Genomic DNA, 26,119 nt, shown 5'->3' with positions numbered 1-26,119 from the left:
CCGCCGTTTGAGCGTTTATGGAGCCGTTACCAGCGCCCGTAGGGGCCGGAGTTTCCGCGGCCGGAACCGCTGACCGAAGGCTTGACGTCAGCCAAGTAGACGCACGCTGCCACCAGTGCCGCCAGGGTGAAGGGCAGCAGCGCGCCGGGGGTAAGGGAGCTGAACACTCCGACAGCTGTAGAGGCACCGGTCATGCCCAGCCAAAAGCCCTTGGTCCGCTTGTCCGCAGCCTCGAACATTTGCGGCTTGCGGCGCAGCGCGTCCGAAAAGGCCCACAGCGCAATGATCAGAGTAGCCAAGCCGAGGACTTGGTACAGGATGGGCTCAAGAAGCAGAACGGCAATCACCGTTTCAGCCTACCTTGCCAGCGCTTGGGACAGGTCCGACCAGAGGTCCTCGGCGTTCTCGATGCCCACCGAGAGCCGCAGCAGGTTCTCCGGCACCGAATGCGGTTCCCCCGGTTGGCGCCGCCGGCGCTCAATCAGTGATTCCACTCCGCCCAGCGAAGTGGCCGGGAGCCACAAACGAACCTTGTCTGCCACGGCTTCCGCAGCCTCGGCCCCGCCGGCAACTTCGATGCACAGGATGGAACCGAACCCGTCCATCTGCTTGACGGCGCGTTCATATCCGGCGTCCCCGGGCAGACCCGGGTAGCGGACCGCTTCCACGGCCGGATGTCCGAGCAGCCGGTCCGCCAGCAGGCCCGCCGTGGTCTGCGATCTTTCGATCCGGAGCGCCAGGGTCCGTAGCCCGCGCAGCGCCAGCCACACCTCAAAGGGTCCCGCGATGGCGCCGTGCAGCGAGCGGTGGTTGTGCAGCCGGGCGCGGAGGTCCTCATCCGACGTGGCCAGTGCTCCAAGGATTACGTCCGAGTGCCCGGCAAGGTACTTGGTGACCGAGTGGAGGACGACGTCGGCTCCCAGCTCCAGCGGACGGGTTACCAGGGGCGTGGAAAAGGTATTGTCCGCGACCACGAGCGCACCGGCGTCATGCGCGGCGCGGGCCAGCACGTCGATCTCAGCCACCTCTAGCATCGGATTCGTGGGGCTTTCAATCCACAGCATGTCCGCCGGGCGGGAGGTTCCGGACTCCCCCGATGAACCCTGCAGGGCAGCCAGCACCTGCTCCGTATCCGCAATGTCCACGGTCCGGACGGTGAAACGTCCGTTGGCTGCCTCTTCCGCGGCGAGGAGCAGGGAACCCTGATAGCTGTGCTGCGGCATCACCAGGATTCCGCCGGCGGGAACCAGCGACAACGCGGCAGCCACGGCAGCCAGGCCCGAGGAAAAGACCAGGGCCGGCAAAGCTGCTCCTTCAAGCTCTGACAGAACCGTTTCAAAGGGGTCCCAGGTGGGGTTGGAAAACCGTCCGTACACCCGGTCGCCGGGAGCCGGAGTCCCTGCGCCGTGGAAAGTGGAGGAAAGCACAATGGGCGGGTTGACCGGTGCATCCGGCTCACGCGGCGGGCGCCCCGCGGACACCACTACGGTGTCCGGTGAAAGGTTCGCTGTCCAGTGGTGGTTCGGCGCTTGGCTCATGGGACCAGCCTAATGCGCTGATTCGGGATAGGTCCGCGCATTACGTTCGCGCAGGGACCCATGGACCGGCAGCTGCCTCCCAGCCGGACTGGGTACGCTAGGCAGGTGAGTATTTCTGATGTCCCAGCCGGTACGCCCGGCCTGTTCATAACCTTCGAGGGCGGCGACGGTGCCGGCAAGTCGACACAGGCCGCCAAGCTCACTGCGGCCCTCGAATCATCCGGGCACACCGTGGTCCGCACGCGTGAACCCGGCGGAACGCCGGTGGGAGAACAGCTCCGGTCCCTGGTGCTGGAGCACGGCAACGGCGAAATCGACGCCCGCACTGAGGCCTTGATCTTTGCGGCCTCGCGGGCCGCGCACGTGGCACAGGTAATCCGCCCGGCGGTGGAACGCGGCGAGGTGGTGGTCTGCGACCGGTTCATCGACAGCTCGGTGGCCTACCAGGGGTCCGGGCGGTCCCTGGGCACGGACGAGGTGCGGCAGCTGAACATCTGGGCCACGGAGGGCTTCACCCCGGACCTCACCGTGCTGCTCGACGTTGATCCCGGGCAGGGCCGTCTGCGGCGCACGGCAAACGAGGCCGCCGAGGACCGGCTGGAATCCGAGCCGGACACCTTCCACCTGCGAATCCGCCGGGCCTTCCTGGAACAGGCCCGCACCGAACCGAACCGCTATCTGGTGCTCGACGCCGGACGGCCGGTGGAAGAGCTGGCAGCCGCCATCCTGGCCAAGGTGCAGGAGCTGCTGCCGTGAGTGTCTGGGACGATCTGCAGGGCCAGGCTCCCGTGGTTGACCAGCTGCGCCGAGGGGCCGCCCAGGCAACCCCCAACCACGCCTGGCTGTTCACCGGACCGCCCGGGTCCGGGCGTTCCAATGCCGCCCGCGCCTTTGCCGCCGCCCTGCTGTGCGACCAGCAGGACCCGGCCCTGCGCGGCTGCGGAGAATGCAAGGCCTGCCGGACTGCACTCGCTGGCTCACACGCGGACGTCACTTCCGTCACCACGGAGAAAGTGACCATCAGCATCGATGAAGCCCGGGAACTGGTCCGCAAGGCCCAGGACAAGCCTTCCACCGGCCGCTGGCGCGTCATCATCGTCGAAGACGCCGACCGCATGCAGGAGCGCAGCACCAATGTGCTCCTCAAAGCCATCGAGGAACCGCCGCCGCGCACCATCTGGCTGCTTTGCGCCCCCAGCCCCGGCGACGTCCTGGTGACCATCCGTTCCCGCTGCCGTGCCGTCAGCCTGCGTCTGCCTCCGGTCGAAGATGTTGCTGAGCTCCTGATCCGCCGCGACGGCATTGACCCCGAGGTGGCCCGCGCTTCGGCACGTGCCGCCCAAAGTCACATTGGCATTGCCAAACGGCTGGCCACGGATGAGGGCGCACGCAGCCGCCGGGACTCCATCGTGCGGCTTCCCCTGTCCCTGCGCAATGTCTCCGGCGCCATGAAAGCGGCGGCCGATCTGGTGGCCCTGGCCGAAGCCGAAGCCTCCAGTTCCTTTGAGCAGCGAGACGCCGCCGAGCGGCAGTCGCTGCTGACCTCCCTGGGCGCACCGGAAAGCGGAACGCTGCCGCCGTCGATCCGAAGCCAGGTAAAGCGCCTCGAGGAGGACCAGGTCCGCCGCGCCAAACGGTCGAAGAACGACTACTTTGACCGGGCTCTGACCGATCTGCTGTCCTTCTACCGGGACGTGCTCATGCTCCAGCTGGGCAACGCCGACACCCTCGTCAATGAATCCCTGCGCCGTGAGCTGACCGAGTACGCCGCGCAGGGCTCTCCGGAGCAGACACTGCTGCGGATGGAGGAAATCAACGTGGTGCGCAGGCGCCTGGTATCCACCAACGTGGCGCCGCTGCTGGCCATCGAAGCCATGGCGGTTAGCCTGTTATAAGCCCGCGCAGCCAGCACGGCCAGCACCAGTCCGCTGACAACCATCGCACCATCCACCGCTTACAGGAGCAACGATGACCACAGCCAGCCGCCGCTTTCCCCGACTCGCGCTGGCTGCAGCGTCCGCCGTCGTCCTGCTGACGGGCATCGCTGCCTGTACCGGGGACACTGCGTCGGATGAAACCGGCACTGCCTCCCCGTCGTCGTCCGCCAGCGCTGCTCCTACGGCAGCCTCGGCTGACGTGATCGGAGACGTCCCCGAGGACCTGCTGCCGTTTTACAGCCAGGAAGTGACCTGGGAAGAATGCGAGACGGGTTTTAGAAGCAGCTTCCAGTGCGCCACGGTGGAGGTTCCGCTGGACTACGCGGATCCGGAGGGCGAGAGCATTGAACTGGCCGCCATTCTGGCTCGGTCCGATGACACGCCGCAGGGCACCATCCTGCTGAATCCGGGCGGTCCCGGGGGCTCCGGCTATGACACCGTCCGTGAGTCCGTGGACTACGTAACCACGGACCGGCTGCGGGAGAACTTCAACATCTTGGGCTTTGACCCCCGCGGCGTCGGACGGTCCACCCCGGTGGAATGCCTCACCGATGCCGAACTGGATGCGCTTCGCGAAGAATACTACGACCCGGCCGAACCGGCCGGGCGGGAAGCCGCGCGTGAGGACGCAAGGGAACTGGCGGCGAAATGCGAAGCGAAGACCGGCGAACTGCTGGGCCACGTGGACACCGTCAGCGCGGCCCGGGACATGGACATCCTGCGCGCGGTGGCCGGTGACAAGCAGTTGAATTACCTGGGCTTCTCCTACGGCACCTTCCTGGGTGCCACTTACGCCGAACTGTTTCCCGACAAAGTGGGCCGCATGGTTCTCGACGGCGGCCTGGATCCTTCCGCCAGCAATGAAGAGATCACTCTCGGGCAGGCGAAAGGCTTCGAAAACGCCATCCGTGCCTACGTAGAGGATTGTTTGACCTCCTCTGGCTGCCCCCTGTCCGGAAGCACCGACGAGGCCGTACAGACGATCCGGGACCTGATTGCCTCGGTCGAGGCCAGCCCCATGAGGGCCAAGGACGGCCGGACCGTCACCGTGTCCACCTTTGTCACGGGCCTCATCGTGCCGTTGTACAACTCGGACAACTGGCCGATCCTCACGCAGGCGCTTGATGAAGCGCTCCAGGGTGATCCGTCCACGATGCTGTACCTTGCAGACCTCAACGCCGACCGCCAGCCGGACGGCACCTACGGGTCCAACACCACGGTGGCCTTCAGCGCCATCAACTGCCTGGACTATCCGATGACGGCCGACGACGAACAGATGGCCCTGGACGCGAAGCAACTCGAAGAAGCCTCCCCCACGATCGGGAAATTCCTCGGTTACGGCGGCATCACATGCGAGTCCTGGCCCTACGAACCGGTCAACACCCCGCACGAGATCAAGGCCGAAGGCGCCGCTGAGCTGCTGGTCATCGGCACCACCGGCGATCCGGCCACCCCGTACCAGTGGTCGGTGGCCCTGGCCGAACAGCTGGATTCGGCCACCCTGGTGACCTGGGAGGGCGAGGGACACACGGCCTATGGACGCGGGGATGACTGCATCGCCGATACGGTGGACGACTACTTCATTGACGGCACCGTGCCCGGCGAGGACAAGGTCTGCTCCTAACCCTTTGTAAAGAGCTGCCCTGCCGACGTCTGGAATCCAGGCCAGGCAGGGCAGCTCTTTTTATTTTGTGGAAGCCTCTGGCCGCCGTTACTTCGGCGGCGTATTTTTTACTCATGCAGGTAAGACCGGTGACGGTCACCGGGGCCGCACGGCGGACCCAGATCATTGACGCCACCATCAAAGTCATCGCTGAACAGGGGTACGACCGTGCGTCGTTCGCCCGCATCGCTGAGCGCGCCGGAATCTCCAGCACGCGCCTGATTTCCTATCATTTCGCCGGAAAAGCCGACCTGATGGCCGCCGTGGCGGCGGACGTCATCACCGCCATCGGCAACTGGACCGGCGGGGAAATGCGGTCCCATGTCAGTGCTGCCGCCCAGCTGCGGGCGTACATCGAAGCGACCGTGCAGTTCATTGCCGACAACCGCGCGCCCATGAAGGCCCTGACAGAGATTCTCCTGGCGGGAGCCCTGAATTATTCGGCAGCCGATGATGCCGGGGCCGGGGCGCCGCTGGAGCAACTGCTGCGCCGGGGCCAGGAGGCCGGAGAGTTCCGGCCCTTTGACCCCCTGGTGATGGCAGCCGCCGTCCAGCGCTGCGTGGACGGGCTGCCGTTCCTGCTGGAGCGGGAACCGGAGCTGGACTGCGCTGCCTATGCCCGCGAGCTGGCGATGCTGTTTGAGCTGGGCACCCGGAGTGAAGCATAAGGAAGGAGCGAGGTGAAACGTCCGGCAGTACAGCACGGTTCCACTCTAAAGCGGCTGATGCGCGGCCTGCGGCTGGCCGCCGACCTGCTGTTGCCTTTGGCGCTGTTCTACGGGCTCCGCGCCATGGGTGTCAGCGCCTATCTGGCCCTGCTGGCGGGAACCGCCGTTTCCCTGGCCGGAACCGCCGTCGACGTTGTCCGCCGGCGGACGCTCGGACCGGTGACGGCCTTCGTGATCACCCTGATGGTCTTCAGCACGGGAGTTTCTCTGATCGCCGGCGACGTGCGTTTCCTGCTGGCCCGGGGTGCATGGGCCACTGGTCTCGCGGGAGCATGGTTCCTGGCCAGTGCTTTTACCCGGCGGCCGCTGGTCTACCTGTTCAGCAGACCGCTGCTGGAGGGCCGTTTCGGCTGGCCCGGCGACTGGGACGCTGTCTGGGAGCGCGTGCCCCGTTTCCGCCGGGTCTGGCGGGTCACCTCAGTGGCATGGGGCCTCGCGCTGATCATTGACTGCGTTCTGCGCATCTTCATGGCCTACACGCTGCCCGTTGACAGCGTGCCTTCGCTGTCCGCCGCACTGTCCGCGCTCACCACCGTGGTACTCATAACGTTCGCCAACGTTTACTACCAAGTGACAGGGACTGCCCGAAAATGGTCCCTGTTCTATGACGTGCCGGAAACTCCGGCCCAATGACGCCCGTTTTGACCAGCCGGGCTGTGGCATATAAAGTTGTTCCTTGTGGATTCTGGCCCTTAGCGGACAGGTGAAGCCCGCCTCCTTAGCTCAGTTGGTAGAGCGTCTCACTCGTAATGAGAAGGTCGCCAGTTCGATTCTGGCAGGAGGCTCCACAGAAAAACCCCTGGAAACTCAGTTTCCAGGGGTTTTTGCGTGTCGCGTCGGTGGCCTCCTGAGGCGGAGGCCGCCGGCGGCCTAGGCGAAGTCGGCTGTGGCCGGGTCCGCTCCGTAGCGTGTGCCGTTGTCGAGGGCATTGATGGCGTCGATGTCCTCATCCGCAAGCTTGAGGTCCAGGGACTCCCAGTTTTCCTTGATCCGGGACTCGGTCACGGACTTCGGAATCACGATGTTCCCCAGCGCCAGGTGCCAGGCGATGACCACCTGGGCCGGGGTGGCGCCGTCGTACTTCGCGGCAATCTCCACCAGCTTGGGATCTTCCAGCAGACCCTTGCCGGAGCCCAGCGGGGACCAGGACTCATGCAGGATGTTGTGCTTGGCTTCGAAGGCACGCAGCTCGGACTGGTTCAGGTACGGGTGGGTTTCAACCTGGTTCAGGACCGGGACAACGCCGGTGGCGTCGATGATTTCCTGCAGCGCCTCCACGGTGAAGTTGCAGACACCGATGGACTTGACGCGACCCTGCTTCTGCAGTTCGATCAGGGCCTTCCAGGTGTCCACGTACTTGTTCTGCTTCGGCTGCAGCCAGTGGATCAGGTACAGGTCCAGGGTTTCCAGGCCCAGGCGTTCCATGGAAGCGTCGAAGGCCTTCAGGGTCTCTTCGTAGCCCTGGTCCGCGTTCCACACCTTGGTGGTGATGAACATGTCCCCGCGGGGAACAGAGGTAGCAGCGATGGCACGGCCAACGCCGGCTTCGTTGCCGTAGATCTTGGCAGTGTCGATGTGGCGGTAGCCAACCTCGAAGGCCTGTCCCACTACCTTTTCGGCAACTTCATCCTCAACCTGCCACACGCCGTAGCCGAGCTGGGGGATGGTGTTGCCGTCATTGAAAGTCAAAACCGGTGATGTAGTCATTCGCCTATCTTCGCAAATGACCGGCGGTATCCGGCATTGAATGACGCCTCTATGCTGGACGCGAAAAAAGCACCCGCCCTATTCCCGTTTTGCGGATTTATTTTCTGGAGCCGGCGGGTCCGGGGACGGCGACCTTCAATGCGCGTTCAGCTTCCAGCACGTCTTCGGCGACCAGCTGCGCCCGCCGGTGAACGTTCTGCAGACCTGCGGAGGCATACCCCCAGCGTTCGCCCTCAAGCCGGGACATGGCCGCGGCCTCCGCGGTGGCTGCCAGGGAGTTGCCGCTGCGGGAGAGAGCGCGGTGCACGGCGATGAGGGCTCCCGGAATGTCCTGTCCGTCGCTGGGCAGCCGGCGCTGGGCAGCCATGCACACCTCCCGCACCCGCGGCAGCAGCTCCGACAAGCTGTTGGCCACCGTCACCAGCTCGTTGTAAACGGCGTCGTCTTCCACCCCCTCCAGCATCTGGTGGTACCGGTCCAAACCGCGGGTAAAGCGGTCATGGGCCCGGCGCCACACGCCTTTTCCGAGTTGGGTGTCGTCCTTCCGCCCCTGCCGGGCGGCTGCAAAAAGTGCCATTGGTCCTACAGGTATTGCCCGGGACCGGCATGCGGTTCGGGGTTGGTGGATCCGATGCGGCTCTGGGCCGAAGAATCGGCACGGCGCGGCTCACCGTTCTCGCCGATAATGACGCCGGGGGCCAGGACGGTGCCGGGCGGGAGCTGGCGCAGCTGCAGACGTGAAGCCATTTGCTGGTTGGCGGTCTGCTGGGCTGCGATGGCGGTTTGAATGCCCCGGAACAGTCCTTCCAGCCACCCGACCAGCTGGGCCTGGGCGATGCGAAGTTCGGCGTCGGTGGGAACGGTGTCATCTCCGAAAGGCAGGTTAATGCGGTGGAGTTCTTCCACCAGTTCAGGCGCGAGTCCGTCCTCAAGTTCATGGAGGGACCGCTCATGGATTTCCGCCAGGCGGTTACGCGCTGCGTCATCCAGCGGCGCGTTCCGGACCTCCTCCAGGAGCTGCTTGACCATGGTTCCGATCCGCATGACCTTTGCGGGCTGGTCCACCAGATCGCGCAGCTTTGGCGGACCGGCTACGCTGTCGCCGCCGGAGGCAGGGTTTTCCGCACCGTTGCCGGGTGCTCCGCCGCCGGCGCCCGGAACGCCCACCGGCGGGTTGCTGGACGGCGCCTCAACACCTCCGACTTTCCCGGCACGTGATGAATCGTCGGATTTGGGCGCACGCGCCGCAGTCCCGCGGTCGGCGGATCCGTTCTCTTCAGTCATGCGTTAATGCTCTCATGGTTGACCCTGATTACCCGGTGGCGAGCTAGTTTTCGAGCTCTTCCTCCCGCATTTTCGCGTACTCCCCGCTCGGGCTCAGGCCCGCGACCTGCTGGCCGGCATTGAGCTGTCCGGCGGTGTAGTGCCGGTCATCAAATTCGGGCCCCACCCCTGATTCCCGTGGCAGGTTAATGTCCTCGGCCAAGTGTTCATTCCCGTTGTCGGCCGTATCTGTGACGGGGAGGTTGATGTCATCGCGCAGGTGCTCGTCCTGCGGCATGTTCTCGGCATTCCGGTGATGTCCCATTCTTCACGGTAGGCCGATGCGCGGCTGACGCTCAAGGCCGGGAAACATAACGACATGCTTCGGGCTGTCCGGTCCGTTGCCGGCAGCTGCCGCGCAAACGATGACGGCGGCACCAGGGCTGGTGCCGCCGTCATCGTCATGAAACTGGATCCGTCAGCAGCAGCGGCCCGCCGGGTTTGCGTCCTGGCGGTCCATTTTGTCCTTCCAGAACTCACGTTCGCTGAGCAGCGGCCCAGTGCATCCGGAGGCCCGGTGGAAGGACACGTACTTCCGGTAGGCGTCTTCACCCATGACGTCGCGGAACAACCGGACGAACCCGCGAAGCCCGTCCCTCACTCCTGCCGTCCGGGCACCGGCCGGGGTCACGAATGGGCCTTTCGAACAACCTTGCGGTCCTCCGGGAGGGCATCCCACTGCGCCTGGATTTCCTTCTCCGCCGGGGTGGCGAGGAAGCCCGAGGGTGCGAACATCCGCGAGGGAACTGCTGGGTCCTCGGCACTGGGTGCACCGCCGGAGCGGTACGAGCGGATGCTCGCGAGAACGGCGGTGACGATGACGATGATGGCGAGGGTGACAAACACGATGGACAGCGTGCCCTGGATAAAGGTGTTCCGAACCACCGCTTCCATGGCTTCCACTGTCTTGGCCGTTCCGAAGCTGGTCTCGCCCCGCTCCAGGGCTCCCTTGAAGGCGTTGTGCTGCGCCCAGTAACCCACGGCCGGAACAGTGGAGAAGATCTTGTACATGGACGCGGTGATGGTCACCACCGAGGCGAAGGCCAGCGGCAGCACCACAATCCAGATGTACTTGAACACGTTCTTCTTCGCGAGGATGGCCAGGCAGATGGCCAGGGCGATCGCGGCCAGCAGCTGGTTGGCGATGCCGAAGAGCGGGAACAGCGTGTTGATGCCGCCCAATGGATCCGTGACCCCCATGATCAGGATCGAGCCCCAACCTCCCACCATGACGGCCGTACAGATCCAGGCTCCGGTGCGCCAGGAGGTGTCACGGAACTTGGGGATGAAGTTGCCGATGGAGTCCTGCAGCATGAACCGGGCCACGCGGGTGCCGGCGTCCACTGCGGTGAGGATGAACAGCGCCTCGAACATGATGGCGAAGTGGTACCAGAACGCCATCATCGAGGAGCCGCCGATCAGGCTCTGCATGATCTGGGCCAGGCCGACGGCGAGGGTGGGTGCGCCGCCGGTGCGCGACACGATGGATTCCTCGCCCACGTTTGAGGCCATGTTGGTGAGCATGTCCGGAGTCAGGTTCACGCCGGCCAGGCCCAGGCTGTTGACGAAGGCGACGGCGCCTTCCACGGTGCCGCCGGTGGCTGCAGCCGAGGAGTTCATGGCGAAGTAGATGCCGCGGTCAATGGAGATGGCTGCGACCAGGGCCATGATGGCCACGAAGGACTCCATCAGCATGCCGCCGTAGCCGATGAAGCGGGTCTGCCGTTCCTTCTCGATCATCTTCGGAGTGGTTCCGGAGGCGATCAGGGCATGGAACCCGGACAGGGCTCCGCAGGCAATGGTGACGAAGAGGAACGGGAACAGGGGGCCGGCAACCACCGGGCCGTTGTCCGTTGACGCGAATTCGCTGATGGCCGGTACGGTGATTTCCGGCCGGACGATGATGATGGCAACCGCCAGCATCACGATCGTTCCCACCTTCATGAAGGTGGAGAGGTAGTCACGGGGGGCCAGCAGCAGCCAGACCGGCAGCACGGCGGCGATGAAGCCGTAGATGATGATGCCCCAGGCAATGACGGTCTTGTCCAGGGTCAGTGCGTCGCCGAGCGCGGTGTCCGCGATCATGCCGCCGCCGATGATGGCCAGCATCAGCAGGACAAAGCCGATGATGGAAACTTCGGTGACTTTGCCGGGACGCAGGAACCGCAGGTACACGCCCATGAACAAGGCGATCGGAATGGTCATGCCCACGGAGAAGACGCCCCACGGGCTTTCCGCCAGTGCATTGACGACCACCAGGGCCAGGATGGCCACGATGATGATCATGATGGCGAGGGTGGCGATCAGGGCCGCGGTGCCGCCCACGCGTCCGAGTTCCTCGCGGGCCATCTGGCCCAGCGAGCGCCCGCCGCGGCGCATGGAGAAGTACATGACGAGGTAATCCTGGACGGCGCCGGCCAGGACGACGCCGATGATGATCCAGATGGTGCCGGGCAGGTAGCCCATCTGGGCCGCCAGGACGGGCCCGACCAGGGGTCCCGCTCCTGCGATGGCGGCGAAGTGGTGCCCGTACAGCACGCGGCGGTCCGTGCCGGCGTAATCCTTGCCGTCCGCCTTGTACTCCGCCGGGGTGGCGCGGAGGTCATTGGGCTGCAGGAGTTTGCGCTCGATGAACTTGGAGTAGAAGCGGTACGCGATGAAGTACGTGCAGACAGCGGCGAACACAAACCAGATGGCGTTGACGGTTTCCCCGCGGACCAGGGCCAGCATGTACCAGCTCACGCCGCCCAGCAGGGCGATGCCGGACCAAATGGCGATCTTCAGCGGAGTCCATTCCCGATCCTGGGCGTCTGCCGTTTCGGCGTCAAGGGCCACCGGCGGAAGGTCCGGATCCTGCACCAGGACGTCGCTGTCCTCAGGTTTTCCGGGAGCGGCCCGGCGCCGGCGATTCTCACTCATGGAGGGGTCCCTTTGCTTGCGGTAATGAAGCGCGGAAGCCGGCAGTGGAACCGGCGGGAGCCGGAAGATTCCGGACTCTTGCCACAGAGGGTAGCAGTGCGCTGTGACCCCGGGCACAAGACAGGCCGGTGACTGTCCGGAGCAGTCACCGGCCCCGCCGGGATACAGGGATGGATACCCGCACCGGCAGGTATCCGCTGCCTCAGGTGGTCAACAGGATTTTTCCTGTGTGGACACCGGAGTCGAAGTACTCGTGGGCTGCTGCGGCTTCGGCCAGGGGGAAGGTCTTGTCCACCAGCGGACGGATTTTTCCTGCCTCAACCAGCGGCCAGACATACTGCTTGACCGCCTGCATGATGGCGGCCTTTTCCTCAGTCGGGCGGGCGCGCAGGGTGGTCCCGATGACGGCCAGCCGCTTGCGCATCAGCAGGTTGAGGTCGATCTCCGCCTTGGTGCCGCCCTGCAGGCCGATAATAACCAGGCGTCCGGATACCGCCAGTGCTTCGAGGTTACGCTGCAGGTACTTCGCTCCGATGACGTCCAGGATGACGTCAGCTCCGCGGCCGTCGGTGACTTCGCGCACCCGAGCCACGAAATCCTCGGTCTTGTAGTTGATCAGGACCTGGGCGCCCAGGGACCGCGCCAGTTCCAGTTTCTCCGGTGATCCCGCGGTGACCATAGGGACGGCACCGAACGCCGCGACCATTTGGATGGCCATGGTTCCGATTCCGCCGGCTCCCCCGTGGATCAGGACGTGGTCCCCCTCAGTGACCCCGGCGGCCATGAACAGGTTGGAAAACACAGTGGCAGCGGTTTCCGGCAAGGCTGCCGCCGTCACCAGGTCCAGGCCGGCCGGGACAGGCAGGACCTGCCCCGCCGGGACATTCACCTGGTCGGCGTAACCGCCGCCCGTCAGCAGGGCGACGACGTCGGCCCCCACCGAGAGTCCTTCGACGCCGGTTCCCACTGCGGCTATCCGGCCCGACACCTCAAGACCCGGGTATTCGGAGGAGCCGGCCGGAACCGGGTAATGGCCTTGGCGCTGCAGCACATCCGCCCTGTTCAAGCCGGCAGCTGCCACATCGATGAGGACCTCCCCGGGACCGGGCACCGGTGCCGGCACCTCCTGAACCTGCAGGGCTTCCGGACCCCCGGGTGCATTAATGACAATTGCTCTCATTCTGACCTCCACGGTGCTTGATCGAATTTTGGGTGTTTTGCACCTTTCTGCCAGACTACTAGTGAGGAAGGTTGTCCGAGCGGCCGATGGAGCTGGTCTTGAAAACCAGTGTGCGGTAACCCCGTACCAAGGGTTCGAATCCCTTACCTTCCGCGTAAAGCCTTAAAGGCGGTCCCTTATCGGGGCCGCTTTTTTGTTGCCCGGACTCTCCCGCCGGCAAAAACTACGATTCGTCTCCTGCAGGCCATGTGTTCGTAACGTGGACCACATAGTATTACGTGCGTCACTCCAGTTACCCCCCTTGGCGCCGCTCGGCGGTGTCCACTACTGTCGGCTGGCACCCCAGCGGACCAAGGAGCAAGAGGCATGAGAAGACCATTCTGGAAGGCAGCGCTGGGAACCACCCTCACCGCCGGCCTGCTGGCAGCACCGATCACGGCGCTGCCGGCCTTTGCACAAGACAGCAGTGCTGCTGTTTCCCCCGGCATCATCATCAACGAGGCCTACCTGAGCGGCGGCAGCGCCAATGCACCGTTTGCCAGCAAGTTCGTGGAGCTGCACAACCCGACTTCCGCCGACGTCAGCCTTGACGGCTGGTCGCTTCAGTACCGTGCCGCGGGCTCGACGGGGGCTCCCACCGGCATCGGCGCACTGTCCGGCACCATTCCTGCCGGCGGCTACTATCTGGTCTCCGGCGCCTCCAACGGAGCCACCGGAGCACCCCTGCCCGAAGCCGATGCGACGATCGGCGCCAGCTTCTCCGGCTCGGGCGGCACCCTGATCCTGTCCAGCCAGTCCACCCGGGTGGATCCCCTGCCCACCGGTTCGGTCACCGCCGCCGCCGGCGTCGTTGATCTCCTTGGCTACGGAACCTCGAACACCTTCGAAACCTCGGCGGCCGCCGCACCGGCAGGAAACAGCGATCCCAAGTCCTTGAACCGGACCGGATTCGCGGACACGAACAACAACGCAGCGGATTTCGTGCTCAGTGCGGCTGTGACCCCCACCGGAACCGGCGGAACGGCTCCCACTGAGCCGACTCCAACCCCCACGCCGTCCCCCACCACGCCCGTCGAACCGCCTGCGGGCGCCATTCCCATTGCCCAGATCCAGGGGACCGGTGACACCAGCCCGCTGGTGGGCCAGACCGTCACCACCCGCGGAAAAGTCACAGGTGTCTATCCCACCGGCGGGTTCAACGGTTACTACATCCAGACCCCCGGCACCGGCGGCGCACTGGATCCGGCCACCCACACCGCTTCGGACGGCATCTTTGTGTTCTCCGCAGACACCGTCGGCTCAGTGGCAGCAGGCGACTATGTTGAGGTCACCGGCGCAGTCGGCGAATACTTCGGCCTTACCCAGATAACCGTTGCCGCCGGCCAGATGACCAAGCTCGACTTGCCTGCCGAAGAGGTCAAGCCTGCCGCTGTTGCCTGGCCTGCCTCCGACGCGGAGCGCGAAGCCCTCGAGGGCATGCTGCTGGCACCGCAGGGCAGCTATACCGTGACCGACAACTACTCCCTGAACCAGTACGCGGAGATCGGACTGGCCGCAGGCGACTCGCCCCTGGTCCAGCCCACCGCCGTCGCTGCCGTGGGCACCCCGGAACACGCCGCCGCCGAAGCCGACAATGCGGCACGGGCCGTAAAGCTCGACGACGGCGCCAGCATCAACTTCCTCAGCGCCGCCAACCAGGGCATCCCGCTTCCGTACCTGACCATGGACAACCCGGTGCGCATCGGCGCAGCCGCCACCTTCACCACCGGCGTCATCCTGGACTACCGCAACAGTGCCTGGAAGTTCCAGCCGTTGACGGCTCTGACGGCAGCCAATGCTGCAGAGGTGGTCCCGGCGTCGTTCGAAGCCACGCGCACCGCCGCACCTGAAAGCGTGGGAGGTAACCTCAAGCTCGCCTCCTTCAACGTGCTCAACTACTTCAGCACCACCGGCACGGACCTCACCGGCTGCACCTACTACAACGACCGGTCCGGCGCACCGCTAACCGTGCGCGGTGGCTGCGATGCCCGCGGCGCCGCAAACCCGGAGAACCTGGAACGCCAGCAGGCCAAGATCGTGTCCGCCATCAACGCGCTCGGCGCCGACGTCGTGTCCCTGATGGAGGTGGAGAATTCCGCAGTGTTCGGCAAGGACCGCGATGAAGCCCTGGCCAACCTGACCGCCGCCCTGAATGAGGCAGCACCGGGAACCTGGGATTATGTCCGCTCCCCCGCAGCCCTCCCGGACGCTGAAGACGTCATCCGCACCGCTTTCATCTTCCGCACAGCCGTTGCCGAGCCGGTGGGTGAATCCGTCATCCTCAACGATGAAACCGTCTTCTCCAACGCCCGTGAACCGCTGGCCCAGGCCTTCAAGCCCGCCGGCGGGGATGACAGCTCCACCATCCTGGCCGTCAGCAACCACTTCAAGTCCAAGGGATCGGCTCCGGCTTCCGGAGAAAACGCCGACACCGGGCAGGGCGGCTGGAACGCTGACCGCGTGCGGCAGGCTCAGGCACTGGCGGCCTTCGCCGACAGCACAGCCGAAGCCGCCGGCACGGAAAAGGTCTTCCTGCTGGGAGACTTCAACTCCTACGCCGCCGAGGATCCGATGAACGTTCTGGCCGAAGCCGGTTACGTGAATCTGGGCAAGGCCACCGGCAAGCACTCCTACGCCTTCAGTGGGATGGTTGGTTCCCTGGACCACATCCTGGCATCTGAGGAAGCAGCTGAAGCCGTCACCGGTGCCGACATCTGGAACATCAACTCGGTGGAGTCGGTGGCGCTGGAATACAGCCGCTACAACACCAACGTCACCAACTACTACGCACCGGATCCGTACCGTTCCTCGGACCACGATCCCATCCTCGTCGGCCTGGACCTGACCCCGGCCGGAACCGAAACCGAGGAACTGAACCTGCTGAACATCAACGATTTCCACGGCCGCATTGATGACAACACCGTGAATTTCGCCGGAACCGTTGAACAGCTCAAGGCCGCCGCACCCGAGGGCAGCTCGCTGTTCCTCTCCGCGGGAGACAACATTGGCGCTTCGCTGTTCGCCTCCTCGGTGCAGCAGGATGTCCCCACCCTCGACGTGCTGAACGCCCTGGGACTGCGGGCCTCGGCAGTGGGCAACCACGAGTTCGATGCCGGTTACTCGGACCTCACGGACCGGGTTGATCCGGCTGCGGACTTCCCGTACCTGGGCGCCAACGTTTACCTCAAGGGCACCACCACCCCGGCGCTGGACGAATACACGGTCCTGGACGTCAACGGCGTTTCCGTGGCCGTCATCGGTGCCGTCACCGAAGAGACCTCCACGCTGGTCACGCCCGGCGGAATTGCCGCGCTGGAGTTCGGTGATCCCGTGGAAGCCGTCAACCGCGTAGCTGAAAAGCTGCAGGCGGAGGGCGATGTGGACGTCATCATCGCCGAGTACCACGAGGGTGCCGGCAGCGGCACCCCCGACGGCGCTTCCCTCGCCGATGAACTGGCGGACGGCGGCGCGTTTGCCGAGATTATCAACGGCACCAGCCCGCTGGTGGACGCCATCTACACCGGGCACACCCACAAGCAGTACGCCTGGGATGCCCCCGTTCCCGGCACTGACGGCAAGACCCGTCCGGTGCTGCAGACCGGTTCCTACGGCGAGTTTGTCGGCCAGATCACCCTGGATTACAACCCGGCCACGGATGAGGTGCTGTCCTACACGGCGACCAACGTTCCGCGGACCACCGCGAGCGCTGAGTCACTCGTTGCCGCCTACCCCGCGGTGGCAGAGGTCAAGTCCATCGTGGATGCGGCGCTGGCCTCCGCTGCCGAGATCGGCAACCAGCCGGTCGGTTCGGTGACGGCTGACATTACGACGGCGTTCAACGGGACGGTCCGCGATGACCGCAGCTCGGAATCCACGCTGGGCAACCTCGTGGCAGACTCCCTGTTGAACACGCTGTCCTCCGCCGAGCGCGGCGGCGCCGAAATCGGCGTCACCAACCCCGGCGGTCTGCGCGCCGAGCTGTACTACGGCGACGACGGCGTGATCACTTACGCCGAAGCCAACGCAGTGCTGCCGTTCGTCAACAACCTGTGGACCACCACGCTCACCGGTGCCCAGCTCAAGACGATGCTGGAACAGCAGTGGCAGCCCGACGGAAGCTCACGTGCCTTCCTGGCGCTGGGCCTGTCCGACAACATCACCTACACCTATGATCCGGACCAGCCGCGCGGCTCCCGGATCCAGACCGTCACCATCAACGGTGCCGCCATGGATCCGTCCCGCGCCTACCGGGTGGGCACCTTCAGCTTCCTGGCCCAGGGCGGCGACAACTTCACCGTCTTCTCCGAAGGCACTGACACCCGTGACTCCGGACTGGTGGACCGTGATGCCTGGATCAGCTACATCGAAGCCAACAGTCCGCTCTCCCCGGACTTTGCCCGCCAGGGCGTCATCGTCAAGGGCGCCCCGACAACTGCAACGGCCGGAACCGCGGCGTCCTTCACCGTGTCCGGTTTGGATCTGACCTCGCTGGGCAGCCCCGCGAACACCGGGCTGGCCGCCAGCTGGGTGAATGCGGCCGGCACCGCCACCGCTCTGGGAACAGCCCCTGTGGCAACCGGGACGGCAACTGTGAACGTCACCCTGCCGGCGTCGGCTTCCGGTTCGGGCACCCTGGTGCTCACCGCGGCTCCGTCCGGTACCACGGTGACGCTTCCTGTCACGGTGGAGGCTGCTCCGACAGTTCCGCCGGCTCCGGTTTGCAAGGCTCCGGTTCCGCCCCAGCACTGGTGGGATGTCCGGGGCTGGCTCCGGTACGCCCTCGAGTGGGCCAAGTACCTGGTCTGTCTGAGTCAGCGGGGCTAGTCCGGGCTGCTTGATCAATAGAGCCTGAGACAAATAAGAGGCGGTGCTGCCGGGACCCTGGGTCCCGGCGGCACCGCCTCTTATTTGCGGCGTCTAGTTCCCGAAGCGGGCAACGAGCCGGCCGAGAACCTGGTTGTTCTTCAGCCGCTCGAGGCCCTCGCCGATCTGGTCGAACGTGATTTCCTCGTAGCCCGGAGTAATTTCGCCGCGGAGCATCAGGTCAAAGACCTCCTCGATGTCGGCCACGGTGCCGCCGAGCGAACCTTCGATGGTCTTGCCCAGGATCGAGGTGGTCAGGATGGTGCACGCGCGGCGGCAGGTCTAGACCCGCTGGCTGCCTTCAGACAGCTAGTCCCGCGGGTCCGGATCGTTGGGCTTCTCACTGCCCATATCCGCAGCCCCGAAGACCTTGACCATGGGGTTGTCCGTGTCCTCGTTGGCCCGCGGTTTCAGCTCCGGATGATGCAGGTCCAGGGCAGGACGCTCGGACCGGATGCGGGGCAGGGAGGTGAAGTTGTGGCGCGGCGGCGGGCAGGACGTGGCCCACTCCAGCGAACACCCGAAGCCCCAGGGATCATCCACGTCCACCCGGCGTCCCCGGCGCCAGGTGATGTACACGTTCCAGAAGAACGGAATCATTGAAACGCCCAGGATCATGGAGGAAATCGTGGACAGCTGGTTCATGGCGGTAAAGCGGTCCTCCACCAAATAATCGGCGTAGCGGCGCGGCATGCCGATAACGCCCAGCCAGTGCTGGATCAGGAACGTGCCGTGGAACCCAATGAACAACAGCCAAAAATGGATCTTGCCCAAACGCTCGTTAAGCATCTTCCCGGTGAACTTGGGCCACCAGAAATAGAAGCCGGCGAACATGGCGAACACAACGGTTCCGAAGATCACGTAGTGGAAGTGTGCCACCACAAAGTAGGTGTCAGAGACCTGGTAGTCCAGCGGCGGCGAGGACAGGATGATGCCCGTCAGGCCGCCGAAGAGGAACGTGATGAGGAAGCCGATGCTCCACAGCATGGGCGTCTCGAACGTGATGGATCCCCGCCACATGGTGCCGATCCAGTTGAAGAACTTCACGCCGGTCGGTACGGCGATCAGCATGGTCATGAAGGCGAAGAAGGACTGCATGATCGCACCGGTGACGTACATGTGGTGGGCCCACACGGTGACGGACAGGGCTGCAATGGCGATCGTGGCAAAGACGAGCCCCTTGTACCCGAAGATCGGCTTCCGGCTGAAGACCGGCAGCACTTCCGAGATGATGCCGAAGAACGGCAGGGCGATGATGTAGACCTCGGGGTGGCCGAAGAACCAGAACAGGTGCTGCCAAAGGATGGAGCCGCCGCGGTCGGGGTCAAAGATGTGTGCTCCGAACCGGCGGTCCGCTCCGAGGGCGAACAGTGCTGCGGCCAGGGGCGGGAACGCCATGAGGACCAGGATGGCGGTGACCAGCGTGTTCCAGGTGAAGATCGGCATCCGCCACATGGTCATGCCGGGGGCGCGCAGGCAGATGATCGTCGTGACGAAGTTGACTGCGCCCAGGATAGTGCCGAACCCGGACAGGGCCAGCCCGAACACCCACAGGTCCCCGCCGATCCCGGGCGAGAACGTGGTGTTGGACAGCGGCGCATAGGCCGTCCATCCAAAGGACGCCGCGCCCTGAGGCGTAATGAACCCGCTGACCGCGATGGTGCTGCCAAAGAGGAAGAACCAGAAAGCCAGCGCGTTCAACCGGGGAAAGGCAACATCGGGTGCACCAATTTGCAGCGGCATGATGACGTTGGCAAAGCCGGCGAACAGAGGCGTGGCGAACATCAGCAGCATGACCGTGCCGTGCATGGTGAACAGCTGGTTGTACTGCTCCTTGGTCTGCAGGATCTGCATTCCGGGCTCGAAGAGCTCGGCGCGGATCACCAGGGCCATCACCCCGCCCAGGCAGAAGAAGATGAACGACGCGATCAGGTACATGTACCCGATCGTCTTGTGATCCGTCGAGGTGATCCAGTTGACGACGATGCGTCCCTTGGACAGCGGAACGACGCGCGGCGCAACGAAGGTGCCGGATTCATCAGTGGAGTACTTGAGCGTCGACATGCAGTGCCATCCTTGGGTGCAGTGGCCAGAACAACGTACTTCCAGCGATCCCCTCAGAGCCCGCCGTGTCTGTATCGTAGGTCTCCTCTTTCACCGCCGTCCAGAGGCTGCAGGAACCTTCCGCAGCCCACTGGCTCGAAGCGGTGCGGTCCAACAGTGGGGAATGAAAGCGACCAGCACCCGGTTGAACCGGGGACATGCCTCGAGACTCCAAGGAGAAACACATGACAACGCAGGTTCAGTCACCAGCTCCGGCCCTCACGGACTGGATTCCTTCGAAGCAGTACATCGCCGGGCAGTGGCGCGACGGCAGCTCGGAAAAGACCCTCTCGGACAAGAGCCCGTTTGACGGCACCGAACTGATGAGCATCCGCCAGGCGTCCCGGGAAGACCTGGACGAGGCCTACACCGCAGCGGCCAACGCCCAGCTTCAGTGGGCGGCGCAGACACCTGCGGCCCGCCGCGCCGTCATGGAACGCGCAGCGGAAATCTTCGACGAGCGCCGCGACGAGATCATCGCCTGGCTCGCCGCCGAATCCGGCAGCACCGTGATCAAGGCCAACATCGAGGTTGATTCCGCCCGCGCCATCACCAAGGAGTCGGCCACCTTCCCGCACCGGGTGTCCGGCAGGATCCTGCAGTCCGACGTCCCCGGCAAGGAGTCCCGCGTCTACCGAGGCCCGCTTGGCGTCGTCGGCGTCATCAGCCCCTGGAACTTCCCGCTGCACCTGTCCCAGCGCTCCGTGGCACCCGCGCTGGCACTGGGCAACGCCGTCGTCCTCAAGCCCGCTTCGGACACCCCGGTGACCGGCGGCCTGATGATCGCCCGCATCTTCGAGGAAGCCGGGCTTCCCGCAGGCGTCCTCAGCGTCGTCGTTGGCGCCGGGTCTGAAATCGGTGACGCCTTTGTGGAGCACCCGGTTCCCTCCTTCATCTCCTTCACCGGTTCCACCCCGGTGGGCAAGAACCTGGGTGCCCTCGCTTCTTCCGGGCCCACGCTGAAGCATGTGGCGCTCGAGCTCGGCGGCAACAGTCCCTTTGTGGTCCTCGCCGACGCTGACGTGGACCAGGCCGTCAAGGCCGCCATCATGGGCAAGTTCCTGCACCAGGGGCAGATCTGCATGGCCGTGAACCGGATCATTGTCGAGGATGCCGTCTATGACGAGTTCGTGGAGAAGTTTGCCGCACACGCCAAGACGCTGAAGTCCGGGGATCCCACGGACCCGCAGACCACGGTGGGCCCGATCATCAACGCCAAGCAGCTCGAAGGCCTGCAGAAGAAGATTGAGCTGGCTCAGGAGCAGGGTGCACGGCTGGCGGTGGAGGGCGAAACCAACGGACAGGTCCTCTCCCCCTACGTCTTTGCCGATGTCACCAAGGACATGGAGCTCTTCCAGGAGGAGATTTTCGGTCCGATCGCCGGCATCATCCGCGCGGCCGACGCCGAAGACGCCCTCGCGCTGGCCAATGCCAGTGATCTCGGACTGGCGAGCTCGGTCTTCACCTCGGATCTGGACCGGGGCGTTCTGTTTGCCCGCCGCATCAAGGCCGGTATGACGCACGTCAACGACATCCCCGTTCAGGACGAGGCCCATGTGGCTTTCGGCGGCGAGAAGAACTCCGGTTTGGGACGTTTCAACGGCGAATGGGCGATCGAGGAATTCACCACCGACCACACGGTGACCCTGCAGCGTGAGCCGCGGCAGTACCCGTTCTAACGGGTTCAGCTTCCACCCGGAGCTGAAAGCTGAAAGGATGCCGTCCCGGCTGATTGCCGGGACGGCATCGTTCTTTTGCCGGGTACCACGCAGATGAAGGGGGAGCCGATGCAGGCGAGGCGACAGTGGACAGTGGAGAACGACGGCGCCCGGCTGGCCGTTTTCGAGTACGGGCTGCCGGCGGCACCGATGACACCCACCGTGCTCCTGGTGCACGGTTACCCGGATGACCACACGGTGTTCCGCAGTGTGATCGAGGATCTGGCTGCGGACCACCGGGTCCTCGCCTACGACACCCGCAATGCGGGTGCGTCACGGGTGGACAGCAACCAGGAAGGCAGCCCCCTGGCTCCGTACCGGCTGCCGCTGCTCGTCAATGATCTCTACGCGGTGCTGGCATCGGCAGAAACCGGGGCGGTCCGTCTCGTGGGCCACGACTGGGGGTCCATCCAGTGCTGGGCTGCAGTCCGCGATACCCGGGCCGAGGGCACGATCCTCGGCTTCACCAGCATTTCCGGTCCGGACATCGGTCACCTGCGGCGCTGGTTTGCCGCGTCCCTGCGGTCTCCGCGCCGGTGGCTGCTGGCAGCGGGGCAGGCAGTGCGCAGTACGTATGTGGCCTTCTTCCAGCTTCCCGTGCTGCCGGAGTTCCTGTGGCGGCTTCTCGGGCCGCGCTACGCGAAGCGAGCGGGAACCAGCACCGAAACCGCCACAGACAACGGTATCCGCGGGCTGCAGCTGTATCGGGCCAACCTGCTGGGGTCCGGTGTTCCGGCCGGAGGACTCCCACCCCTCATCGGCGTTCCCGTGCACGTGGTGGTTCCGCTGCAGGATCCGTTCCTGTCTCCGCGGCTGACGGACGGGCTGCGCGAGGAGGTTCGGGATCTGCGGATCAGCGCCGTCGACGGCGGACACTGGTGGCCCGCAGAGAACAGTGCCGCGTTCTGCCGGATGCTGCGGCAGAACGCGGCGCCGGAACAAGCCCTCGAGTGAAGAGGCGATGCGCGAATATCCCGCGGTAAGCGGCACCGTCGGGACACCGGATCGGAGCCCCGGTCAGGATCAGCCCGGAAGAACCGGTGATGCGTCGGCCGGGACATCAGCAACACCCAGCGTCCGGATTGCCCACGGGCCCAGCACTGCACCGCTGAGAATCAAGGCCCCGGAAACCAGGCAGGCTACCTGCCAGGAACTGAACTCGTAGAGCGCCCCTGCGGCAAGGGCGCCGGCGGCCGCACTGAGCAGTCCCACGGCGGTGTAGATGCCCATGGCAGTGCCGACACTGTTCGGTGCTGCCTCGGCAACCACGGCCTGTTCAACCGGCATCAGCACGGCAAACGCGACACCGCTCAGGATCCACAGGACCGAGACCAGCACCGGGCTGCCGACCCATGCCAGCGACACGGCAAAGACCGCACTGAAAACGGACGCCGCCATGACCGCCCGCCGCCGCCCGATCCGCAGGACGGCTTTATGCAGCACGGGCGGAAGAACCATCATGGCAATGGCTCCGGGAAGAAAGACATAAGCGGCTTCAATGACACCCAGTCCGAATCCCCGCTGCAGGTGCAGCAACAGCAGGACGGAAACAGCCGCTTCTGCCACAGTGGTAGTGGCCGAAGCAATCAGCATGGGCCGCACGCGACGGGCGACGGCCCGGGACCCGCCGCTTACTCCCCCGACCGTTCCCGTGCCGTCCGGAATCCGGGCAAGCCGGACAGGGCTGGTGAACAGCGCCACCGCACCAACCATGCAGGCCGCACCGCATCCTGCGAGTACCGGAGCGAAGAGGTCCGTCTGTCCCAGCAGCGTCAGCCCGGCGACAAAGGCGATCCATGAACCGGTGGACTGCACGGACATAAACCGGGCAAAGACTCCGGAGTCTGCCGCCAATCTTTCGCTCACGATGGCACGCAGGGACACCCACAAGACGGCTCCGCCGGCACCACCCACAACCGCAGCGGCAAACGCCGTCGGCAGGGAATCTGCAAGGGCGTAGCCGCAGCAGGACACCCCGTAAATGACTGCACCGATCCCGGCAAGAGTCCGCCGTTCCCTGCTGTCGGCCAAGCGTCCCGCCAGAGGCCGGACCAGAACCGAGACGAGCAGTTCCGCCGCGATCAGCAACCCCACCTGCGAGGCACTCGCCCCCAGGGCAATTCCCGCCCACAGCGGGATAAGGAAATCGATCAGCTCAGCAGGACCGTAGGTGAGCCCGGCTGCCAGCAGCGCAGCCCGTTCCCGGCGAAGTGCCTTTCCTGAGTCCCCCGGCATCGTTTTCACAGACATCGCCTGAGCATAGGCAAGCCCGCGCGCGCAGGCAAGGAACGGGTCAGCTCGAACTGCCGGCGTTCGCCCGCTGGTACTTGCCTGCCCCGCCGGTTTGTCCGCGGCCGGCCGCTGAGGTCAGGAGCGCCGAGGCAATATCGTCCGCATCCCGCAGTGTTCGGGCGCCTGCGCCAGCCGGGGAACCCGCTTCAGCCGCGATTGCGGTACCCCACTGGACCGATGAAAGCTGGAGCCCCAGTACATACAGGTTCTCCTGCGGCTCACCGCTGATCCCCACCGGCCGGTACGGCGGCAGGGTGACATCCAGGCCGGGGGTGATCACAGCCGTTCCGTCCGCCGCCATCATGACCTTGGGCCGCACCAGTCCGTCGCGCAGCATTCCGCCGAGCAGCGGGGAGATGTTCCGGTCCACGCGGTTGGGCGGCATCATCGCTTCCACCAGCGTCCGGGCGGCGTACTCCGTGCCGGACCAGGGCGAGGAACCGGTGAACACACCGCGCGCTTCGTCGATGTCAAAGCGCGGGTCCGGACCCACGAAGTGCACGACGCCGGCCCGCACCAGAGCGGCCAGCTGTTCGATCCGCTCGGGTGGAGGTCCGCTCGCGAGCCCTTCCACCAGCGGCTCAAACCAGCCGCGCAGTTCGGAAAGCCAGGAGGCGTCGGCCAGTCCGCCGTCGGCCACTATGGATTTCAGCAGCGTGCGTCCGGCGTTCAGGGCGCCAATCGCCATTTTCAGGGGATCGTCCTCCCCTGCTGCGGAACCGGCGGCGTCGTCCTCCAAATAGGCCAGGACGGCGTTGTCCAGATCATGCGCGCCGCGGTAGGGGCGCCTGCCCAGCGGCTGGGCCAAAGCTTCCAGGTTGGTGCGCCGGTCCGCCGGCACGAAGCGGTCCAGCACTTCTTCCTTGACCGAATCCCATTCGGGGCCGGGAAGATCGAGGGCCGCGCGGAGCTCTTCGAGGAACAGCTCTGCGGGTTCGAGCAGCTCGTCCGCCGCCACCCGGGCAAGTGTGGAGTAGTAGGCCCAAACGGCGTCGCGGTGCAGCAGCGGCCAGAGATCATGGTCGAAGCCGGGCAGGATTCCCTGCTGCCTGAAGGCTGCTGCGGCTTCTTCAGTGAAGTAGCGCAGGCGAACGCTGCGCGGCACGTAAGAGTCCAGCCGCGCCTTTGCCCGGTACGGGGTTCCCCGCCGCGAGGCTGCCACCAGGACCGGTTCACGCCCGCTGGGTTCATAGCGAAGCGCCCGGCCCGCAGGCAGTCCGCTGGGCAGGAAGCGTCCGCCGCGGCCGGTGGTCACCTGAATCATGATGTCGAAGAAGTTCAGCCCGAGTCCGCGGACAAGTACGGGCTCGCCGGCGGGAAACACACTGAAATCCACGTCGGAAGGAACTGCGGGCGGCAGGTAGCGCAGGTTGTGGCGGTCCGCGGCATCACGCAGCCGATCCTGATCCGCGCTCAGGGCTGCCGGAAGGTGGCCGAGGGCGAGCACGACGGCGTCTGCGTCCAGCGTGCCTTCGCCTGCCACCTCAAGCACCCAGCCCGCACCGGTTCCCGGCCTGGTGAGACTGAGGACTTCGGAGCGGACATGGTCCAGTTCCACGCCGGCTGCGAGCGCCGCTTCCTGCAACCGGGCGAAAGTCCATTCGAGGTACCGGCCGTACACTGCGCGGCTGGGAAAGGCACCGGGTGTCAGTTGTTCCAGTTCGTCCCGGTCGGCAGCCGGCAGCTCCGTGCCGGCGCCCGGATCCGTCATCAGTATCCGCCACTGGTCGAAGGACAGGCCCGACGGCGATGCCGCCAGCTCATCGGCGGTGGCACCGGCCGGAACCACGGTGGGAAAGAGGCAGGGCGTGTTCATCAGGAACAGCCGGGACTGGCCGGTGCGCCAGACATGGCCCGGACCGGGATTGAACGGATCGATGACCCGGATTTTCAGGGCAGGCCGGCTCGGTTCCGGCAGCGCCAGGTACCGGGCCAGCGTACGTTCCACAACAGAGATCCCCCGCGGGCCCGCTCCGATCACGGCCAGTTGGAAGCTCTGCGTGGTATTGATCATGCTTCAAGAGTATCTAACCGGTAGGTTCACCTTTTCGGCGGGGCGGACAAATGGCTGTCCGGCCCGAAGGCTAGCCGCTGCCTGTGGCATCCGCC

21 protein-coding genes and 2 tRNA genes are annotated in these 26,119 nt (G+C 65.3%); 10 read left to right on the top strand and 13 right to left on the bottom strand.

Features of this window, described 5'->3' with window-relative positions:
• Positions 1 to 26 precede the first annotated feature (26 nt).
• Positions 27 to 347, bottom strand: coding sequence for a DUF2516 family protein (locus tag CXR00_RS16605; protein ID WP_104055898.1), 321 nt, complete (start codon positions 345 to 347; stop codon positions 27 to 29).
• A gap of 9 nt (positions 348 to 356) precedes the next feature.
• Entirely contained in the window at positions 357 to 1,538 is a 1,182-nt protein-coding gene (locus CXR00_RS16600) for a PLP-dependent aspartate aminotransferase family protein (RefSeq protein WP_104055896.1), read from the bottom strand.
• A gap of 60 nt (positions 1,539 to 1,598) precedes the next feature.
• On the opposite strand from CXR00_RS16600, the gene tmk reads away from it, so the two are divergent.
• The 6 genes from tmk to CXR00_RS16570 all read left to right on the top strand — a co-directional run bounded on the left by tmk (position 1,599) and on the right by CXR00_RS16570 (position 6,654).
• Positions 1,599 to 2,294: a dTMP kinase gene (tmk, locus tag CXR00_RS16595; RefSeq protein ID WP_104055894.1), complete on the top strand. Its 696-nt coding sequence runs from the start codon at positions 1,599 to 1,601 to the stop codon at positions 2,292 to 2,294.
• Positions 2,291 to 3,433: a DNA polymerase III subunit delta' gene (locus CXR00_RS16590; protein ID WP_104055892.1), complete on the top strand. Its 1,143-nt coding sequence runs from the start codon at positions 2,291 to 2,293 to the stop codon at positions 3,431 to 3,433. Before tmk ends, CXR00_RS16590 begins: the two co-directional genes overlap by 4 nt.
• A gap of 73 nt (positions 3,434 to 3,506) precedes the next feature.
• Positions 3,507 to 5,099, top strand: a complete 1,593-nt coding sequence (locus CXR00_RS16585) for an alpha/beta hydrolase (protein ID WP_104055890.1) — start codon at positions 3,507 to 3,509, stop codon at positions 5,097 to 5,099.
• A gap of 113 nt (positions 5,100 to 5,212) precedes the next feature.
• Positions 5,213 to 5,806 carry a TetR/AcrR family transcriptional regulator gene (locus tag CXR00_RS16580; protein WP_219816040.1) on the top strand — a complete coding sequence of 198 codons (594 nt, stop codon included), beginning with the start codon at positions 5,213 to 5,215 and terminating at the stop codon, positions 5,804 to 5,806.
• A gap of 12 nt (positions 5,807 to 5,818) precedes the next feature.
• Positions 5,819 to 6,499 carry a VC0807 family protein gene (locus tag CXR00_RS16575; protein ID WP_104055888.1) on the top strand — a complete coding sequence of 227 codons (681 nt, stop codon included), beginning with the start codon at positions 5,819 to 5,821 and terminating at the stop codon, positions 6,497 to 6,499.
• A 79-nt stretch (positions 6,500 to 6,578) separates the two neighbouring features.
• Positions 6,579 to 6,654, top strand: a tRNA-Thr gene (locus CXR00_RS16570).
• A gap of 82 nt (positions 6,655 to 6,736) precedes the next feature.
• Here the strand turns inward: CXR00_RS16570 and CXR00_RS16565 are convergent.
• The 7 genes from CXR00_RS16565 to CXR00_RS16535 form a co-directional block, all read right to left on the bottom strand.
• A complete protein-coding gene (locus CXR00_RS16565) occupies positions 6,737 to 7,573 on the bottom strand; it encodes an aldo/keto reductase (RefSeq protein ID WP_104055886.1) in 837 nt (278 codons plus the stop codon).
• Between the two features lie 97 nt (positions 7,574 to 7,670).
• Entirely contained in the window at positions 7,671 to 8,150 is a 480-nt protein-coding gene (locus CXR00_RS16560) for a hypothetical protein (protein ID WP_104055884.1), read from the bottom strand.
• A gap of 5 nt (positions 8,151 to 8,155) precedes the next feature.
• Entirely contained in the window at positions 8,156 to 8,857 is a 702-nt protein-coding gene (locus CXR00_RS16555) for a bacterial proteasome activator family protein (protein ID WP_237685782.1), read from the bottom strand.
• Between the two features lie 43 nt (positions 8,858 to 8,900).
• Entirely contained in the window at positions 8,901 to 9,161 is a 261-nt protein-coding gene (locus CXR00_RS16550) for a hypothetical protein (protein WP_104055882.1), read from the bottom strand.
• 153 nt (positions 9,162 to 9,314) lie between these two features.
• Complete coding sequence (locus tag CXR00_RS16545; RefSeq protein ID WP_258060179.1) at positions 9,315 to 9,497, bottom strand: YbdD/YjiX family protein; 183 nt, start codon at positions 9,495 to 9,497, stop codon at positions 9,315 to 9,317.
• A 26-nt stretch (positions 9,498 to 9,523) separates the two neighbouring features.
• Positions 9,524 to 11,815 (bottom strand): carbon starvation CstA family protein, encoded by a 2,292-nt coding sequence (locus CXR00_RS16540; RefSeq protein ID WP_104055881.1) that lies wholly within the window; start codon positions 11,813 to 11,815, stop codon positions 9,524 to 9,526.
• 202 nt (positions 11,816 to 12,017) lie between these two features.
• The gene (locus tag CXR00_RS16535) at positions 12,018 to 12,995 is read right to left on the bottom strand and encodes an NAD(P)H-quinone oxidoreductase (protein ID WP_104055879.1); all 978 of its coding nucleotides are present in this window, start codon (positions 12,993 to 12,995) and stop codon (positions 12,018 to 12,020) included.
• A gap of 65 nt (positions 12,996 to 13,060) precedes the next feature.
• Between CXR00_RS16535 and CXR00_RS16530 the strand changes: the two genes are divergently transcribed.
• Positions 13,061 to 13,148 (top strand) — tRNA-Ser (locus CXR00_RS16530).
• 213 nt (positions 13,149 to 13,361) lie between these two features.
• On the top strand, positions 13,362 to 17,858 hold the full coding sequence (locus CXR00_RS16525) for an ExeM/NucH family extracellular endonuclease (protein WP_104055877.1): 4,497 nt from the start codon (positions 13,362 to 13,364) through the stop codon (positions 17,856 to 17,858).
• Between the two features lie 93 nt (positions 17,859 to 17,951).
• Here CXR00_RS16525 and CXR00_RS18365 read toward each other — a convergent pair whose 3' ends face one another.
• Both CXR00_RS18365 and ctaD read right to left on the bottom strand, forming a co-directional pair.
• Positions 17,952 to 18,104, bottom strand: a complete 153-nt coding sequence (locus CXR00_RS18365) for a hypothetical protein (protein ID WP_181032602.1) — start codon at positions 18,102 to 18,104, stop codon at positions 17,952 to 17,954.
• A gap of 102 nt (positions 18,105 to 18,206) precedes the next feature.
• Positions 18,207 to 19,961 (bottom strand): cytochrome c oxidase subunit I, encoded by a 1,755-nt coding sequence (ctaD, locus tag CXR00_RS16520; protein ID WP_104055875.1) that lies wholly within the window; start codon positions 19,959 to 19,961, stop codon positions 18,207 to 18,209.
• A gap of 224 nt (positions 19,962 to 20,185) precedes the next feature.
• Between ctaD and CXR00_RS16515 the strand changes: the two genes are divergently transcribed.
• Both CXR00_RS16515 and CXR00_RS16510 read left to right on the top strand, forming a co-directional pair.
• Positions 20,186 to 21,679 carry an aldehyde dehydrogenase family protein gene (locus tag CXR00_RS16515; RefSeq protein WP_104055873.1) on the top strand — a complete coding sequence of 498 codons (1,494 nt, stop codon included), beginning with the start codon at positions 20,186 to 20,188 and terminating at the stop codon, positions 21,677 to 21,679.
• A gap of 108 nt (positions 21,680 to 21,787) precedes the next feature.
• On the top strand, positions 21,788 to 22,672 hold the full coding sequence (locus CXR00_RS16510; protein WP_104055871.1) for an alpha/beta fold hydrolase: 885 nt from the start codon (positions 21,788 to 21,790) through the stop codon (positions 22,670 to 22,672).
• Between the two features lie 69 nt (positions 22,673 to 22,741).
• Here the strand turns inward: CXR00_RS16510 and CXR00_RS16505 are convergent, their stop codons facing one another.
• Both CXR00_RS16505 and CXR00_RS16500 read right to left on the bottom strand, forming a co-directional pair.
• Positions 22,742 to 23,968 carry an MFS transporter gene (locus CXR00_RS16505; RefSeq protein ID WP_104055869.1) on the bottom strand — a complete coding sequence of 409 codons (1,227 nt, stop codon included), beginning with the start codon at positions 23,966 to 23,968 and terminating at the stop codon, positions 22,742 to 22,744.
• 43 nt (positions 23,969 to 24,011) lie between these two features.
• Complete coding sequence (locus tag CXR00_RS16500; protein WP_258060557.1) at positions 24,012 to 26,024, bottom strand: FAD/NAD(P)-binding domain-containing protein; 2,013 nt, start codon at positions 26,022 to 26,024, stop codon at positions 24,012 to 24,014.
• Between the last annotated feature and the right edge of the window lie 95 nt (positions 26,025 to 26,119).

The sequence above is a fragment of the Arthrobacter sp. 9E16 genome (genome assembly GCF_002929435.1).
Taxonomy (GTDB): Bacteria; Actinomycetota; Actinomycetes; order Actinomycetales; family Micrococcaceae; genus Arthrobacter_B; species Arthrobacter_B sunyaminii.
The sequence above is the reverse complement of the archived record's forward strand: the minus strand, read 5'-3'. Positions and strand labels throughout refer to the sequence as shown.

Bases quoted from the DNA above. Each gene is read 5' to 3' on its own strand.
- CXR00_RS16600 (WP_104055896.1), bottom strand. From the start codon at position 1,538: ATGAGCCAAGCGCCGAACCACCACTGGACAGCGAACCTTTCACCGGAC.
- tmk (WP_104055894.1), top strand. From the start codon at position 1,599: ATGGACCGGCAGCTGCCTCCCAGCCGGACTGGGTACGCTAGGCAGGTG.
- CXR00_RS16585 (WP_104055890.1), top strand. From the start codon at position 3,507: ATGACCACAGCCAGCCGCCGCTTTCCCCGACTCGCGCTGGCTGCAGCG.
- CXR00_RS16580 (WP_219816040.1), top strand. From the start codon at position 5,213: ATGCAGGTAAGACCGGTGACGGTCACCGGGGCCGCACGGCGGACCCAG.
- CXR00_RS16565 (WP_104055886.1), bottom strand. From the start codon at position 7,573: ATGACTACATCACCGGTTTTGACTTTCAATGACGGCAACACCATCCCC.
- CXR00_RS16560 (WP_104055884.1), bottom strand. From the start codon at position 8,150: ATGGCACTTTTTGCAGCCGCCCGGCAGGGGCGGAAGGACGACACCCAA.
- CXR00_RS16555 (WP_237685782.1), bottom strand. From the start codon at position 8,857: ATGACTGAAGAGAACGGATCCGCCGACCGCGGGACTGCGGCGCGTGCG.
- CXR00_RS16550 (WP_104055882.1), bottom strand. From the start codon at position 9,161: ATGGGACATCACCGGAATGCCGAGAACATGCCGCAGGACGAGCACCTG.
- CXR00_RS16540 (WP_104055881.1), bottom strand. From the start codon at position 11,815: ATGAGTGAGAATCGCCGGCGCCGGGCCGCTCCCGGAAAACCTGAGGAC.
- CXR00_RS16535 (WP_104055879.1), bottom strand. From the start codon at position 12,995: ATGAGAGCAATTGTCATTAATGCACCCGGGGGTCCGGAAGCCCTGCAG.
- CXR00_RS16525 (WP_104055877.1), top strand. From the start codon at position 13,362: ATGAGAAGACCATTCTGGAAGGCAGCGCTGGGAACCACCCTCACCGCC.
- ctaD (WP_104055875.1), bottom strand. From the start codon at position 19,961: ATGTCGACGCTCAAGTACTCCACTGATGAATCCGGCACCTTCGTTGCG.
- CXR00_RS16515 (WP_104055873.1), top strand. From the start codon at position 20,186: ATGACAACGCAGGTTCAGTCACCAGCTCCGGCCCTCACGGACTGGATT.
- CXR00_RS16510 (WP_104055871.1), top strand. From the start codon at position 21,788: ATGCAGGCGAGGCGACAGTGGACAGTGGAGAACGACGGCGCCCGGCTG.
- CXR00_RS16505 (WP_104055869.1), bottom strand. From the start codon at position 23,968: ATGTCTGTGAAAACGATGCCGGGGGACTCAGGAAAGGCACTTCGCCGG.
- CXR00_RS16500 (WP_258060557.1), bottom strand. From the start codon at position 26,024: ATGATCAATACCACGCAGAGCTTCCAACTGGCCGTGATCGGAGCGGGC.